Below are 14,562 nucleotides of genomic sequence, written 5' to 3'. Positions count from 1 at the left end.
GTGACGCATGTGGCACAAGTTGCTCCCGTTTCGAGTGGAAACACCGAGGCAGGAGTGGCACGCTTCGGTCGACGCACGCCATTCGGGGCATGCGGCTGGACCGGGTGGAGGGCTGCGACATGGGCCGGTGGTCGGTGTCGACCGCACTCGCGCTGGTGGCCGTTCTCGGCCTGTCCTCCTCGGCGCTCGCCGTGCCGCCGCCACCGCCGAACCCCAGCGACGACGACCTCAGCGCCGGTCACCAGCAGGTCGACGCCAAGGCCGCGCGGGTCGGCGAGCTGACCGGCCAGCTGACCGAGGCGCAGGCGAAGCTCCAGCAGCTCCAGGACGACGTCGAGTTCAAGATGGAGCTCGCCAACAAGGCCAGGGTCGACCTCCAGACCGCCCGGGACGCCGCGAGCAAGGCCAGGCAGGACGCCGACTCGGCGGCCGTCGAGGCGGACGCCGCCGGCAAGGACGTGGAAACCTCCCGGGTCGCGCTGGACGAGTTCGCCGCCGCCAGCTACCAGCAGGGCAGCGTGATCGGCTCGGTGTCGGCGTACTTCGGCGCGGACAGCCCCGAGGACCTGCTCGCCCGCGCGCAGCTGCTGGAGGCGGTCAGCGGGTCGAGCCTGTACGCGATGGACGAGGTCGAGCGGGCCCGCGGCGAGAAGGCGAACAAGGACTCCGCCGCCCGCGCCGCGCTGGACGTGGCGAACCAGAAGGAGGACGCGGCCGCGCAGGCGCAGAAGGACGCCGACGCCGCGCAGGCCACGGCCGTGCAGGCGCAGCAGGCCCAGGCGGGCCAGGCCGCCGCGCTCCAGGAGGACAAGTCCCGCGTCGAGGGCGAGTTGGCCGCGGCGCAGGGCTCGGTCGAGGGGCTGGAGGCGCAGCGCGCCCAGTACGACCAGTGGTCCGAGGACAAGCGCCAGGAGGACGAGGCCGCGGCTGCCGCTGCTGCCGCCGCCGCTGCCGCGGCAGCCGCCGCCGTGGTGGTCCCGCCGCCGGTGACGTCGACGGGGACCACCGCTCCGGTGAGCCGGCCGGTCGCGCCGCCGGCCGCGGGCGGGGTGGAGGCGGTGATCTCCCGGGCGTCCGCGCAGATGGGCGTGCGGTACTCGTGGGGCGGCGGCAACTACGAGGGTCCGACGGTCGGCATCCGGGACTTCGGCGTCGGCGACTCCTACGGCGACTACTACACCGTGGGCTTCGACTGCTCCGGGCTGATGATGTACGCGTTCGTGGCGGCGGGCGTGTACCTGCCGCACTACAGCGGTTACCAGTACACGGCGGGCGAACAGGTGCCGCTGGCCCAGGCCCAGCGCGGCGACATGCTGTTCTGGGGACCGGGCGGCGGCACGCACGTCGCGCTCTACCTCGGCGACGGGATGATGCTCGAGGCGCCCTACTCGGGCTCGGCGGTGCGCGTCGCGCCGGTCCGGTACAGCGGGATCATGCCGTACGCGACCCGGATGCTGTGATCACTCGTCCGTGAGCGTCGTACCGCCCGACGGGGTGGCGACGCGGCCGTCGCGCGGCCCTAGATTCGACCCCGGTCGCTCGTCGCCTCCCGGGTCCGTCCACATCGGAGCGTCGACGGCCACCTCCGACCACCGCCGCCCGGCGGGTGCCCGTACGAACGCCTTGTGCGGGCGCCCGCGCCCCTAAAGTCGGCGCGGTGGACGGGACTTGGGACGCGGTGGTGCTCGCGGGCGGTCGCGGCAGCCGGCTCGGCGAGGTCGACAAGGCGGCGGTCGTGGTGGGCGGGACGCCATTGCTGGCGCGGGCGCTCGCCGCGGTCGCGGGCGCCGGGCGGGTCGTGGTGGTCGGGCCGCGCCGGCCCTGGGTGTCGGCGCCGCGCGTGGTGTGGGCCCGGGAGGAGCCGCCCGGCGGCGGACCGCTCGCCGGGTTGGCCGCGGGGTTGGCGTCGGTGGTCGCCGACCGGGTCGTGGTGCTCGCGGTGGACCAGCCGTGGGTGACCGCCGCGACGGTGGAGAGGCTGCTCGCCGTCGGGGGTGACGCGGTGCTCGTCGACGAGCGCGGGCGTCCACAGTGGCTGACGGGCGCGTGGTCGGTCCCGCGGTTGCGCGCCGCCCTGCCCGCCGACCCGGCGGGTGCCTCGATGCGGTCCCTGCTCGGGCCGCTGGACGCGACTCCCGTGCCTGCTCAGGGCGGTGAGGCGCGGGACGTGGACACGCCCGCGGACCTGCGCGACACACCGTGAGGCCCTTTACAAGAGCCATACCGCCGACAGGGAAGACTTGGCAACCGTCGCACAACCCTGTCTAGGAGGACTCTTGTCCGAGCCCGCCGCCGAGGCGCCCAACACGCCGGCTCGTGACGCCCAGCTGCTCGAACGCACCGTGTTCGAGGTCAAGCGGGTGATCGTCGGTCAGGACCGGCTGGTCGAGCGGATGCTCGTCGGTCTGCTCGCGAAGGGCCACCTGCTGCTCGAGGGTGTGCCCGGCGTGGCCAAGACGCTCGCCGTGGAAACCTTCGCGAACGTGGTCGGCGGCTCGTTCTCGCGCGTCCAGTTCACCCCCGACCTGGTGCCCGCCGACATCCTCGGCACGCGCATCTACCGGCAGGGCAGCGAAACCTTCGACGTCGAGCTGGGTCCGGTCGTCGCGAACTTCGTGCTCGCCGACGAGATCAACCGCGCGCCCGCCAAGGTGCAGAGCGCGATGCTGGAGGTCATGGCCGAGCGGCACGTGTCGATCGGCGGCAAGACCTTCCCGATGCCCGACCCGTTCCTGGTGCTGGCGACCCAGAACCCGATCGAGAACGAGGGCGTCTACCCGCTGCCCGAGGCGCAGCGCGACCGCTTCCTGTTCAAGATCCAGGTCGAGTACCCGACGGCCGAGGAGGAGCGGGAGATCGTCTACCGGATGGGCGTCGAGCCGCCGGTGCCCGCGCAGGTGCTCGGCCCGGACGAGCTGGTCCGCCTCCAGGGCGTGGCCTCCCGGGTGTTCGTGCACCACGCGCTGGTCGACTACGTGGTGCGGCTGGTGATCGCGACCCGCGCGCCGAAGGAGCACCAGCTCACCGACGTGGCCGGCTGGGTCGCCTACGGCGCCTCGCCCCGCGCGAGCCTCGGCATCATCGCCGCCGCCCGCGCCCTCGCGCTGGTCCGCGGCCGCGACTACGTGCTGCCGCAGGACGTCGTGGACGTGGTGCCGGACGTGCTGCGGCACCGGCTCGTGCTGTCCTACGACGCGCTGGCCGACGGCGTGCCGCTGGACCACATCATCACGCGCGTGCTCCAGACCGTGCCGCTGCCGCAGGTGTCGGCCCGGCCGGCGACGCCGCAGCCCGCGGGTAGGCCGTGACCTCGCCGAACGACTCCGAGGACACCGCCGAGCGCCCGTCCTGGGCGCCACCGGTCCTGCACGGCGGTCGCATGGAGGCCGCCCTGCGCACGCTCGAGCTCGACGTCCGGCGGCGGCTCGACGGGTTGCTCCAGGGCAACCACCTCGGCCTCGTGCCGGGCCCGGGCACCGAGCCGGGCGAGGCGCGGCCCTACCAGCCCGGTGACGACGTGCGCCGGATGGACTGGGCCGTCACCGCGCGCACGACCGTGCCGCACATCCGGGAGACCGTCGCCGACCGCGAGCTGGAGACCTGGCTCGCGATCGACCTGTCGCCGTCGCTGGACTTCGGCACCGCCGTGTGCGAGAAGCGCGACCTGGTCGTCGCGGCGACCGCGGCCGTGGTGCACCTGACCCGGGGCGGCGGCAACCGGATCGGCGCGCTGGTGTCGACCGGCGAGCAGCTGGTCCGGGTGCCGGCCCGCGGCGGGCTCGCGCACGCGCGCGGGTTGATCCGCAAGGTCGCCGAAACCCCCCGCGCGCCCGAGGGCACCCGCGGCTCGCTGGCCGAGGTGGTGGAGCAGTTGCGCCGCCCGCCGCGCCGGCGCGGGCTGGTCGTGGTGATCTCGGACTTCCTGGGCGGCGGCGAGTGGCAGCGGCCGGTCAAGGCGCTGTCCGCGCGGCACGACCTGGTCGCGATCGAGGTGGTCGACCCCCGGGACATCGACCTGCCCGAGGTGGGCACCGTCGTGCTGGCCGACCCGGAGACGGGGCGGCAGCGCGAGGTCGTCGCGTCGCCGCTGCTGCGCCGGGAGTTCGCCGCCGCGGCGGCCGAGCACCGCGCCGGGGTGGCCAAGGGCCTGCGCCAGGCGGGCGCCGGGCACCTGGTGCTGCGCACGGACGCGGACTGGATCGCGGACACCGTGCGGTTCGTGGTCGCACGCAAGCGTCGCTGGTCGGGAGGGGTGGCATGAGCCTCTCGGGGTTCACCGCGCCGTGGTGGTTCCTGCTGCTGCTGGCGGTCGCGGCGCTGGCCGCGGCGTACGTGGTGGTGCAGCGGGTGCTGCGGAGGCGGACGCTGCGGTTCGCGAACCTGCCGCTGCTGGAGAAGGTCGCGCCCAAGCGGCAGCGCTGGTGGCGGCACGTGCCGGTGGCGCTGCTGATGGTGGCGTTCATCCTGCTGACCGTGGCGCTCGCGGGTCCGACGGCCGAGCAGAAGGTCCCGCGCAACCGCGCGACCGTGATGCTGGTGGTCGACGTGTCGCTGTCGATGAAGGCCACGGACGTGAAGCCGTCCCGGCTGGAGGCCGCGCAGACCGCCGCGAAGTCGTTCGCCGAGGGGTTGACCCCCGGCATCAACCTGGGGTTGATCTCGTTCGCCGGTTCGGCCACCGTGCTGGTCGCGCCGACCACCGACCGGGGCGCGGTGACGCAGAGCATCGACGGGCTCAAGCTCGCCCAGTCGACCGCGACCGGTGACGCGATCGTGGCGGCGCTGGCGTCGATCGACTCGTTCGGCAAGGTCGTCAGCGGCGCGGACGGTCCGCCGCCCGCCCGGATCGTGCTGATGACCGACGGCAAGGAGACCGTCGGCACGCGCAAGGCGTTCGACGCGGCCGAGGACGCCAAGAAGGCGGGCATCCCGATCTCCACGATCTCGTTCGGCACCGAGGACGGCGTGGTCGAGATCGAGGGCCGGCGGCAGGACGTGCCGGTGGACGACGACTCGATGCGGGAGATCGCGAAGCTGTCCGGCGGCGAGTTCTTCAAGGCGGCGAGCGCCGAGGAGCTGCGCCGGGTGTACGACACGCTCGGCGAGCAGATCGGCTACGAGAAGAAGCAGGCGGACGCGTCCAAGCCGTGGCTCGTCCTGGGCACGCTGGTGGCCATGGTCGCCATCGGCGGCGCGTTGCTCCTCGGGCAGCGCGTGCCCTGACCGGGCAGGATGTCGGCCATGCCCGAGGTGCCGGACTGGCGGGGGATGGCCGACTGGTCGGCCGCCGCGCTGCGCCGCGAGACGGGCGAGGGCGTGCCGGAGTGGAACCGGCGCGTCCTCGACTCCGGCATCGGCGACGAGCACGAGCTGCGGGCGTGGCTTGGTGACCGGGGTGTCACCGGCTACCCGCAGCTGCTGCTGGTGATGGAGCGCTTCGGCGACCCGACGTCCCTGGACGCGTGCGGCGACGACCTCGTGGACGCCCAGTACGCCGACCGCCCGGAACTGCGCCCGATCCTGGACCGGCTGCTCGCGGAGGCGGCGCTGCTCGGTCCGATGCACGTCCGGGCCCGGCGGACGCACGTCTCGCTGGTGTCGCCGCGCCGGACGTTCGCGCTGGTCCGGGCCACCACGCGGGCCCGCGTCGACCTGGGGTTGCGGCTGGCGGACGTGGTGGCGCCCGGCGTGCTGGAGCAGGCCGGGCCGCTGGGCGACGACACGATCACCTGGCGGGTCGGGATCGGGAGCGCGGACGACGTCGGGTCGGACACGGTCGACTGGTTGCGCCGGGCGTACCGCGAGAACGCCTAGCCGTGCAGGTCCCGGTACGTGCGCGCGGCTCCCGGGTGCAGCGGGACGCCGACGGTGCCGATGAGGCTGCGGACGTCCAGGAACTGGGTGCCCAGCGCCTGCTCCGGCACCAGGTCGGCGGCCCGGGAGACCAGGGTCGTGGTGATCGCCGCGGCGGTGGCGTCGGTGAGGTCGGGACGGCACGCCAGGAGGTTCGCGACGCCGATGGTCGGCACCTCGCGCGGCGCGCCGTACACCCCGGCGGGCACCGGGACCTGGTCGTAGACCGAGCCGTGCGCGGCGCGCAGGGTCGGCACCAGGTCGGCCAGGGGGAGCAGGCGGACGGCCGGGAGGCGGGCCAGGGTCGGTGTCGGCACGCCGCCGGACCAGAGCAGGGCGTCGATCCGGTGGTGGGCGAGGGCGTCCGCGGCGTCGGCCAGGCGCAGGTGCTCGACGGTGACCGGCACGGTCGGGCGCAACGCGGTCAGCAGGCGTTCGCCGGACAGCGACGCGCCGGAGCCCGACGCGCCCAGGGACACCACGCGGCCGGCGAGGTCGGCGGGTGTGCGGGCCGGGTCGTCGGCGCGGACCACGAGTTGCAGGTAGTTCTCGTAGACCCGGCCGAGGCACAGCAGGTCGTCGGCGGTGTGCGCGGCGTCGGCCAGGGTCAGGGCCAGCGTGACCGCGCCCGAGCGGAGCAGGTCCAGGTTCGCGAGGCTGCCCGCGGTCTCGACCACCCGGGCGGTCTCGAGGCGGGCGGCGAGCAGCGTGGCGAAGTCGTAGTACAGGCCGCCCTTCTCGCCGGCCGCGATGGTCACTTCCGCGCCACCGGACGTGCAGCCGGCGGCGAGCAGCGCGAGCAGGAGGCTCCGGCGGTTCACAGCGGCGGCTCCAGCGGCAGTTCCACCCGCACCACCAGTCCGTCCTCAGTGGACAGTCGCAGTGCACCACCCCTGGCCCGGGTCACCGAGTCCGCGATGGCGAGGCCGAGCCCGGTGCCCGGCTGGTCGGTCCGGCCCCGCCAGAACCGGGTGGTGGCCAGCGCCAGCTGGTCCGGTGGCAGACCGGGCCCGTCGTCGGCGACCCGGACCCAGCCGACACCGGCCGTCCGGTCCGCGCCCACCTCGACCCGCACCGCGCCACCGTGCTTGACCGCGTTGTCCAGCACCACGTCGAGCACCTGCGCCAGGTCGCCCTCCGGGCAGCGCACGAGCACCGCGAGCGCCGGCACGACGGGTGTCGGCACCTGCCAGAAGTCGGCCCGTTCCACGGCCACCGCGCCCAGGTCCGCCAGTTCCGGCTCACGCCCGCCCGCCGCCACCTCGGTGGCCGTGCTCTCCGCCGTCGCGAGCGCCAACAGCCCGTCCAGCAACGACTCCAGCCGGTCGACCTCGGCGACGCCGGCGAGGTAGGCGCGCTGCCCGGACGGCGCGACCCGGTCGTGCAGGCCGTCCATCCGCAGGCGCAGCGCGGCCAGCGGGTTGCGCAGCTGGTGCGAGGTGTCCGCGATGAGCCGGCGCTGCTGGTCGGCGGCCTCGGTCACGGCGTCGGACATCCGGTTGAACAGCTCGGACAACTCCCGCAGCTCGGGTGGTCCGCTGCTGCCCGCCACGTGCGCCCGCCGTTCGCCCGCCGCGACCGCGCGCACCCCGTCGGCCAACTCCGCCAACGGTTTCAGCAACCAGCGCGTCACCGCGAGCACCAGCGCGACCGACGCCAGCGCGGCCGCGAGCGCGCCGCCCAGCACCCACAGCCAGCTCGTCGCCACGTCCGCCGCCGCGCGGTCGACCGACGCCCGCAGCACGACCGCGCCCGCCACCGTCGTGCCGGTGCCGACCGGTCGGGCGAACACCACCGCGCCGGACGACCACGGTGTCACGGTCGGCACGGCGGGCGTCGGCCCGTTGCGCAGCGCGGCGTCCAAGGCGTCGGCGAGTTCCGGCGCGTCGGCGGCGAAACCGGCCTGTGCCAAGGGTTGTCGCCGTGCGTCGACCACCACGACGGGCTCGCCGTACAGCGCGACGTACGCCGTCACCTCGTCCACCAGGGCCGCCCGGTCGCCCGTCGCGCCGGCCTGCTGCGCCAGCACGGCGAACCGGTCGAGGTCGGCGGTGCGGCTCAGCACGAACCGCTGGGTGCGCTCGGCGGCGGACGCGGACAGCAGCGGCGCGGCGAACGCGGTCACCGCCGCGGCGGAGAAGAGCAGCAGCACCACCAGGAGCCGGCGGCGCACTCAGCCGCCCTCGAACCGGTAGCCGAAACCGCGGATCGTGGTCAGCAGCCCCGGCCGGCCCAGCTTGGCGCGCACCCCGGCCAGGTGGACGTCGAGCGAGCGGGACACCGCGAGGTACGCGTCACCCCACACCTCGTCCATCACCTGCTGCCTGCTGACCGCCGTGCCGGCCCGCGTGACGAGCACCGCGAGCACGTCGAACTCCTTGGTGGTCAACGGGATCTCCCGGTCGCCGACGACCACCCGGCGGGCTTGGAGGTCCACCTCGACGTCGCCGACGCGCACCACCCGGTCGGTCGGACCGACGCGGGCGACCCGGCGCGCGACGGCGTCCATCCGGGCCAGCAACTCGCCCGACCGCACCGGTTTGACGAGGTAGTCGTCCGCGCCGAGGCGCAGCGCCCGCACGGTCGACCGCTCGTCGCCGCGCGCGGTCAGCACCAGCACGGGCACCCCGGCGATCTTCCGCACCTTGCGCAGCACGTCGAGGCCGTCCAGGTCGGGCAGGCCGAGGTCCAGCAGGAGGAGGTCGAAGTCGCGGTGGGCGAGCAGCGCGTCCGCGCCCCGCGCGACCCGGTGCGGGAGGTGGCCGCCCGCCGCCAGCGCGGCCACGAGGGCGTCGGCGACGCCGTCGTCGTCCTCGACCAGCAGCACGCGCACGACGAACCCCCTTTCAGGTTGCGGCGATTATGGCCTCCTCGGTGTACACAATGCAGGTGAGCATCGAGGACCACCTGCCCACCAGCCAGCTGGACGAGGCCAGCGAGGCGCTGGAAGAACTCGCCGGCGTGCTGGCCGACGACCTGTCGCTGTCCGACGCGCTCCAGCAGTTGGCGGAGTCGGCGTCCAAGGTCATCCCGGACGCCGAGGACATCAGCGTCACGGTGGTGCACCCCGACGGCAGCGCCGAAACCGCCGGCGCGACCGATCGGCGGGTGGTCGTGATCGACCAGGACCAGTACGCGGCCGGTGACGGGCCGTGCCTGGAGGCCGCGCGGACGTTGCGACCGGTGCGGGCGACGGTGCGGGAGGGCCGGGAGCGGTGGCCCGACTTCGCGCGGGCCGCGGAGGGCGTCGGCGTGCGGGCCTATCTGTCGGCGCCGATCGTCATCGAGGAGCAGGTGCTGGGCGCGCTCAACCTGTTCAGCACCGACGAGAGCGCGTTCGACCCGTTCGACGAGGCGCTGCTGCGGCTGTTCACCACAGCCGCGTCGACCGCGATCACCGGGTTCCGGCGCAACGAGCGGTCCCGGGCGTTGATCGCGCACCTGGAGCGGGCGCTCGGGTCGCGGGCCGAGATCGACCAGGCGAAGGGCGTGCTGATGGCCGCCCACGGGATCAGCGCGGCCGAGGCGTTCTCCCGGTTGGTCGAGGAGTCGCAGCGGCACAACACCAAGCTCCGGGACGTGGCCGGGAACCTGCTCGCGTCGGTGCGCAAGCCCTAGCGCCCGGGCGGTTCCGGCGTCACACCGGGGCGACGTAGAGCCAGCGACCGTCCTCGCGGACGAAGCGGCTGTTCTCGTGCAGCGAGTCCCGGACGCCCCGGTACCGGTAGTGGGCGCGGAACTCCACCGTGGCGTCGGTGTGCAGGGGCGAGCCGCCGGTGGCGCCCAGGACCTCCAGGTGCAGCCAGCGCTGGTCGGGGTCCAGGTCGAGCGAGGGCGGCCGGGTCGAGGGGTGCCACGTGGCGAGCAGGTACGGCTCGTCGGAGCGGGCGAACGCGGTGAAGCGGGAGCGCATGAGGGCTTCGGCGGTCGGGGCGGCGGTGCCCGCGTGGTAGCGACCGCAGCACTCGTCGTAGGCCTCGCCGTAGCCGCACGGGCACCTCACGCGTCGTCCTCGCGCACGTCGCACCCGGTGCGGTCGCTGCGGTCCAGGCGCAGCCAGCGAACCGCGACACCCGCCTCCGCGTCGCCCGCCAGCGCGGCGGCCTGGAGGTCGGTGTAGAGCCGGTACTTCTCCTCCGGCGGCGTGGCCGGGTCGCCCAACGCCGCGATCACCTCGTCAGTGCTGCTCACCACCCCAGCCTAGGCCCGCGCGCCGCGCGCCCGGACCGCGAGGCGGACACCGCGAGCCCGCGCCGCCCGCTGGGACGCCGTGGGTCTCGATCCCGCAGGCCGGGAGCCGGGATGCCGCGGGCCGGGATGCCGCGAGTCGGGACGACACGAGTCGAGATGCCGCGGGTCTCGATGCCGCGAGCCGGGACACCGCGAGCCAGGATGCCGTGAGCCGGGATGCTGCGAGTCGGGATGCTGCGGGTCTCGATGTCGCGAGTCGGGACACTGCAAGCCGGGACACCGCCCGCCCGGGCACCGCCCGCGCGCCTCGCCCTCGCCCGCCGCGCGCCCGGACATCGCGAGCCGCGCACCCGCGCCGGCCACCCGGACATCGCGAGCCCGGGCACCGGCCCGCATCCCGCGGCGGCTGTACCGGTGAGCGGTTCTGGCGAAAGGTCTGCCCGAACCGACGAACGGGGTTCACGTCGGGTGGGTACCGCTGCCCCGACCGGGTCGAGCCGTCCGCCTGGACGCATGACCGCGGTTCCCCGTGCGCGCCCCGACTGACCAGGCTGGTGGTGAGTGATCACGAGCGAGGAGCGCGCCACCATGTCCGAACAGGACCAGCCGGTCATCGAACCCTTCGGGTTCCTGAACCCGAACCCGCCCGCACCCGAGCCCGCGCCGAACCCCGACCACACCTGGGAGTTCGACGGCGGCTGGGCGTGGGTCTACCTCGCGAACCCGAAGTTCGGCCTCGCCAGGCCGGTGATCCTCTCGGACGGCTTCAACTCCGGCCCGAGCAGCCTCGACGGCCTCTACGACGGCCTGGAGCGCGGCGACTACGCGTTCGTCAGCGAACTGCGCGACCGCGGCCACGACCTCGTGCTGGTCGGCTACAAGGAGCGCAGCGCGTCGATCCTGGACAACGCCCTCTTCGTGCAGCAGGTGATCCGGCGTGCCATCGCCGAGCGCGTCGGCGAGGCGCGGCTGACCGTCGGCGGCTTCAGCATGGGCGGCCTCGTCACCCGGTACGCGCTGGCCGCCCTGGAGCGCCAGGAGTTCGACCACGAGACCGCCGTGTACGTGTCCTACGACAGCCCGCACCGCGGCGCGTGGGTGCCGATCGCGTTGCAGAACCTGGCGCACTTCCTGACCTCGGTGCCCGCGCTGGGTGACCAGATCAACAGCGACGCCTCCCGCCAGCTGCTGTGGCGGCACGTCGAGTCGGTCGACGGCGAGGTCCGCCCGGACCCGCTGCGCGGCGCGTTCCTCGAGGCGCTGGAGGCCGTCGGCAACTGGCCGCGGGTCCCGAGGCTGATCGGCGTGGCCAACGGCGTCGGCACCGGCGCGGGCAACGGCGTGCCGGCGGGCGAGTCCGCGCTGACCGTGGAAACGGGCTGGTTCACCGACACCGACCTGCGCACCCAGGCGGCCGGCACGGTCAAGGTGGCCCGGCTCAAGGGCCTGTTCCAGGACCGCGAGATCACCACCGAGAACCTGCCCGAGCTGGACGGCGCGTCCGGCGGCACGCTCGACACGTTCGGCATCGCGGGCGACAAGCTGAAGGCGACCGGCAAGGTCACCATCGCCCACCGCACGGTCAACTTCGTGCCCACCGGCAGCGCGGTCGCGATCGCCGACCCGGACCACCTCGGCCCGGTGGACGAGCTGGACCCCGCGACCAGCGAGCTCGACGAGTTCCTGGTGTCGTCGGAGGGCAACACCGCGCACACCGCGATCACCCGCGAGCTGTCGGAGTGGATCTTCGACCGGCTGCCGCGCTGACCGGACGGCGGGGGGCGGCGCCGTCCCCCGCTACCGCCGCAGTCCCAGCGCCCTGGCCAGCAGCGTCGCCGTGTGCACCGGCTCGCGCGTGGAGCCGTGGCGCACCTGGGTCCGGCAGCTGAAGCCGTCGGCCACGATCGCGGTGTCCTCGTCCGCCGCGCGCACGGCCGGCAGCAGCACCTGCTCGCCGACCGCCACCGACACCTCGTGGTGGCCCTTCTCGAAGCCGAAGTTCCCGGCCAACCCGCAGCAGCCCTCCAGCAGCCGCGCGTCGACACCGGCCTGGGCGAGCAGCTCCCGGTCCGCCGCCGTGCCGTGCTCGGCGTACCCGTGGCAGTGCGGCTGCACGACCGCGGAACCGTTGTCCGGCAACGGGTCCAGCAGCGGCGAGACGTGCTCGGCGAAGGTCCGGGTCGACCGCGCGAGCCGACGCACGTCCGGGTCGTCGCCCGCGACCTCCAGCGCGTCCGACCGCAGGAACGCCGTGCAACTCGGCTCCAGCCCGACCACCGGCACCCCGGCCTCGGTCCACGGCCGCAGCACCCTCGCGGTCCGCCGCAGCACCCGCCGGGCCATCGACAGCTGACCCGTCGAGTACCAGGTGAGCCCGCAGCACACCGCCTTCGCCGGCACCTCGACGCCCTGCCCGACGTGCCCCAGCACGGCCGCCGCGTCCAGGCCGACGCCCGGTTCGAAGTGGTTGGTGAAGGTGTCCGGGAACAGCACCACCCGCTCACCCTCCGCGCCGCCCGCGAACCGGGCCTGGAACGACCGCGTCGGCGTCGGCAGCGGCCGTTCCGGTGTGACACCGGCGAACCGGGCGAACCGCGCGGAGAACCGGTTCACCAGCCGCAGCCGGAGCCACAGCGGCAGCCACCCCATCGAGTAGTGCGCGAGCGGCCTCGGGCGCCACCGGTAGTGCCGGTGCAGGAACTCGACCTTGTACGACGCCATGTCCACGTCCACCGGGCAGTCCCGCTTGCAGCCCTTGCACCCCAGGCACAGGTCGAGCGCGTCGCGCACCTCGGTCGAGCGCCAACCGTCCTCGACCAGGTCGCCCGCGAGCATCTCGAACAGCAGGTGCGCCCGTCCGCGCGTCGAGTGCTTCTCCTCGCGGGTCACCCGGTAGCTCGGGCACATCACGCCGCCGGAGGTGTTCAGGCACTTGCCGACGCCCACGCACCGCCGGGTCGCCGCCGCCAGGTCGCCCCGGTCGGCGCGCAGCGCGAGCGTCGCGCGCGTCGGGATCAGCGGGGGAGCGACCAGCACCCGCAGGTCCGCGTCCAGCTTCGCGGGCGCGACGATCCGACCCGGGTTCATCCGGTTCTCCGGGTCGAACGCGGCCTTGAACCGGCCGAACGCGCGCATCGCGGCCGGCGGGTACATCCGGGGCAGCAGCTCGGAGCGGGCCTGGCCGTCGCCGTGCTCGCCGGACAGCGACCCGCCGTGCGCCACCACCAGGTCCGCCGCGTCCTCCAGGAACGACCGGTAGCCGCGCCGCAGGTCGAAGTCGATCCGGACGTGCACGCAACCCTCGCCGAAGTGCCCGTAGGTGACGCCGCGCCGACCGTGCCCGGCCAGCAGCACGTCGAACTCGCGCAGGTAGGCGCCCAGCCGCGCGGGCGGCACGGCCGCGTCCTCCCAGCCCGACCACGCCTCGCCGCCGTCGGCCATCCGGGTCATCAGCCCGGCGCCGTCCTCGCGCACCCGCCACAGCGCGCGCTGCCGGGCCGGGTCGGTGACCACGGCCGAGTGCGGCGCGAGCGCGGCCGCCCGGTGCGCGGTCGCCTCGTCGGCGGTTTCCACGAACAGCCAGCTGACCCCGCGCGGCAGCAGCAGCCGCGAGTCGCCGGCCGCCCGGGCGAGGGCCGCGTCCACGCCCTCGATGGTCAGCACGGGCAACTCGCGCAGCTCCGCGGCCCGGTCCGCCGCGTCGTACGCGCCGTCGAACCCCAGCACGGCCAGCACCCGGCGCTCCGGCGCCTCGACCAGCTCCAGCGTCGCGCCCAGCACGGTCGCGCAGGTGCCCTCGGAGCCGACCAGCGCCCGGGTCAGGTCCGGCAGCGCGTCCAGCCGGTACCCCGACACCCGGCGGTCCAGCGCGGGGAACCACGCCGGGTCCACCTCCGGCAGGTCCAGCGGCGGCGGCGCGCTCGTCGCGAACCGCCTGCCGTCGACCAGCAGCACGTCGAGGTCGCGCACGTTGTCGCTGGTTTTGCCCCAGGCCACCGAGTGCGAGCCGCACGCGTCGTTGCCGAGCATGCCGCCGATCGTGCAGCGCGAGTGCGTCGACGGGTCCGGCCCGAAGACCAGCCCGTGCGGGCGGGCGGCGTCGTTCAGCCGGTCGAGCACGACACCGGGCTGCACCACGGCCAGTCGCTCGACCGGGTCAATCGAGATCACCCGGTCGAGATGGCGGGAGAAGTCGAGCACGAGCCCGCGCCCGGTGGCGTTGCCCGCGATGCTCGTCCCGGCACCCCGGTTCGTGATCGGCACGTCGTGCTCCGCGGCCAGCGCCACGGCCGCGAGCACGCCGTCGAGCGAGCGGGGCCTGACCACCACCGACGGCACGTGCCGGTAGTTGGACGCGTCGCTCGCGTACAGCGCTCGGCTGGTCGGGTCGGTCAGCACGTCGCCGTCCACGGCCGCCCTGAGCTGCTCCTCGAATCCGGTCACCCGACAGATTGTGATCCAGGACCGGCCAGTGAGGGGGTACCCGGGGGTACGGGATAGCCTCGCCCCGCATCAACC

The 14,562-nt window shown here is 74.5% G+C and carries 14 protein-coding genes; 8 read left to right on the top strand and 6 right to left on the bottom strand.

Going from position 1 to position 14,562, the window contains the following annotated elements; genetic code table 11:
• Positions 1-89: 89 nt before the first annotated feature.
• The 6 genes from AB0G50_RS10660 to AB0G50_RS10635 all read left to right on the top strand — a co-directional run bounded on the left by AB0G50_RS10660 (position 90) and on the right by AB0G50_RS10635 (position 5,814).
• A complete protein-coding gene (locus tag AB0G50_RS10660) occupies positions 90-1,460 on the top strand; it encodes an NlpC/P60 family protein (RefSeq protein ID WP_360105017.1) in 1,371 nt (456 codons plus the stop codon).
• 197 nt (positions 1,461-1,657) lie between these two features.
• Positions 1,658-2,203, top strand: a complete 546-nt coding sequence (locus AB0G50_RS10655; RefSeq protein ID WP_360105014.1) for an NTP transferase domain-containing protein — start codon at positions 1,658-1,660, stop codon at positions 2,201-2,203.
• 73 nt (positions 2,204-2,276) lie between these two features.
• Positions 2,277-3,308, top strand: a complete 1,032-nt coding sequence (locus tag AB0G50_RS10650; RefSeq protein ID WP_360105011.1) for an AAA family ATPase — start codon at positions 2,277-2,279, stop codon at positions 3,306-3,308.
• Between the two features lie 71 nt (positions 3,309-3,379).
• Positions 3,380-4,261 (top strand): DUF58 domain-containing protein, encoded by an 882-nt coding sequence (locus AB0G50_RS10645; protein WP_360105070.1) that lies wholly within the window; start codon positions 3,380-3,382, stop codon positions 4,259-4,261.
• Positions 4,258-5,223: a VWA domain-containing protein gene (locus tag AB0G50_RS10640; protein ID WP_360105008.1), complete on the top strand. Its 966-nt coding sequence runs from the start codon at positions 4,258-4,260 to the stop codon at positions 5,221-5,223. Before AB0G50_RS10645 ends, AB0G50_RS10640 begins: the two co-directional genes overlap by 4 nt.
• An 18-nt stretch (positions 5,224-5,241) precedes the next feature.
• Positions 5,242-5,814, top strand: coding sequence for a DUF5655 domain-containing protein (locus tag AB0G50_RS10635; RefSeq protein WP_360105005.1), 573 nt, complete (start codon positions 5,242-5,244; stop codon positions 5,812-5,814).
• On the opposite strand, the gene AB0G50_RS10630 is transcribed toward AB0G50_RS10635, so the two are convergent.
• From AB0G50_RS10630 to AB0G50_RS10620, 3 genes are read right to left on the bottom strand one after another with little or no spacing between them, the layout of a single operon-like run.
• A complete protein-coding gene (locus tag AB0G50_RS10630) occupies positions 5,811-6,674 on the bottom strand; it encodes a TAXI family TRAP transporter solute-binding subunit (protein ID WP_360105002.1) in 864 nt (287 codons plus the stop codon). The genes AB0G50_RS10635 and AB0G50_RS10630 overlap by 4 nt on opposite strands.
• Positions 6,671-8,026, bottom strand: a complete 1,356-nt coding sequence (locus tag AB0G50_RS10625) for a HAMP domain-containing sensor histidine kinase (RefSeq protein WP_360104999.1) — start codon at positions 8,024-8,026, stop codon at positions 6,671-6,673. Before AB0G50_RS10625 ends, AB0G50_RS10630 begins: the two co-directional genes overlap by 4 nt.
• Positions 8,027-8,686 (bottom strand): response regulator transcription factor, encoded by a 660-nt coding sequence (locus AB0G50_RS10620; protein ID WP_360104996.1) that lies wholly within the window; start codon positions 8,684-8,686, stop codon positions 8,027-8,029.
• A gap of 50 nt (positions 8,687-8,736) precedes the next feature.
• On the opposite strand from AB0G50_RS10620, the gene AB0G50_RS10615 reads away from it, so the two are divergent.
• Positions 8,737-9,471 carry a GAF and ANTAR domain-containing protein gene (locus AB0G50_RS10615; protein ID WP_360104993.1) on the top strand — a complete coding sequence of 245 codons (735 nt, stop codon included), beginning with the start codon at positions 8,737-8,739 and terminating at the stop codon, positions 9,469-9,471.
• A gap of 19 nt (positions 9,472-9,490) precedes the next feature.
• Here AB0G50_RS10615 and AB0G50_RS10610 read toward each other — a convergent pair whose 3' ends face one another.
• Positions 9,491-9,856 carry a YchJ family metal-binding protein gene (locus tag AB0G50_RS10610; protein WP_360104990.1) on the bottom strand — a complete coding sequence of 122 codons (366 nt, stop codon included), beginning with the start codon at positions 9,854-9,856 and terminating at the stop codon, positions 9,491-9,493.
• A complete protein-coding gene (locus AB0G50_RS10605) occupies positions 9,853-10,044 on the bottom strand; it encodes a hypothetical protein (protein WP_360104987.1) in 192 nt (63 codons plus the stop codon). The genes AB0G50_RS10610 and AB0G50_RS10605 overlap by 4 nt, the downstream gene beginning before the upstream one ends.
• Before the next feature lie 561 nt (positions 10,045-10,605).
• Between AB0G50_RS10605 and AB0G50_RS10600 the strand changes: the two genes are divergently transcribed.
• Positions 10,606-11,811 carry a hypothetical protein gene (locus AB0G50_RS10600; protein ID WP_360104984.1) on the top strand — a complete coding sequence of 402 codons (1,206 nt, stop codon included), beginning with the start codon at positions 10,606-10,608 and terminating at the stop codon, positions 11,809-11,811.
• A gap of 30 nt (positions 11,812-11,841) precedes the next feature.
• On the opposite strand, the gene AB0G50_RS10595 is transcribed toward AB0G50_RS10600, so the two are convergent.
• Positions 11,842-14,487 (bottom strand): FAD-binding and (Fe-S)-binding domain-containing protein, encoded by a 2,646-nt coding sequence (locus tag AB0G50_RS10595; RefSeq protein WP_360104981.1) that lies wholly within the window; start codon positions 14,485-14,487, stop codon positions 11,842-11,844.
• Between the last annotated feature and the right edge of the window lie 75 nt (positions 14,488-14,562).

Origin of the sequence: Actinosynnema sp. NPDC020468 (genome assembly GCF_040642015.1) — a bacterium.
GTDB lineage: Bacteria > Actinomycetota > Actinomycetes > Mycobacteriales > Pseudonocardiaceae > Actinosynnema.
Note: the sequence above shows the minus strand (reverse complement) of the source record. Positions and strands in the feature narration are given on the sequence as shown.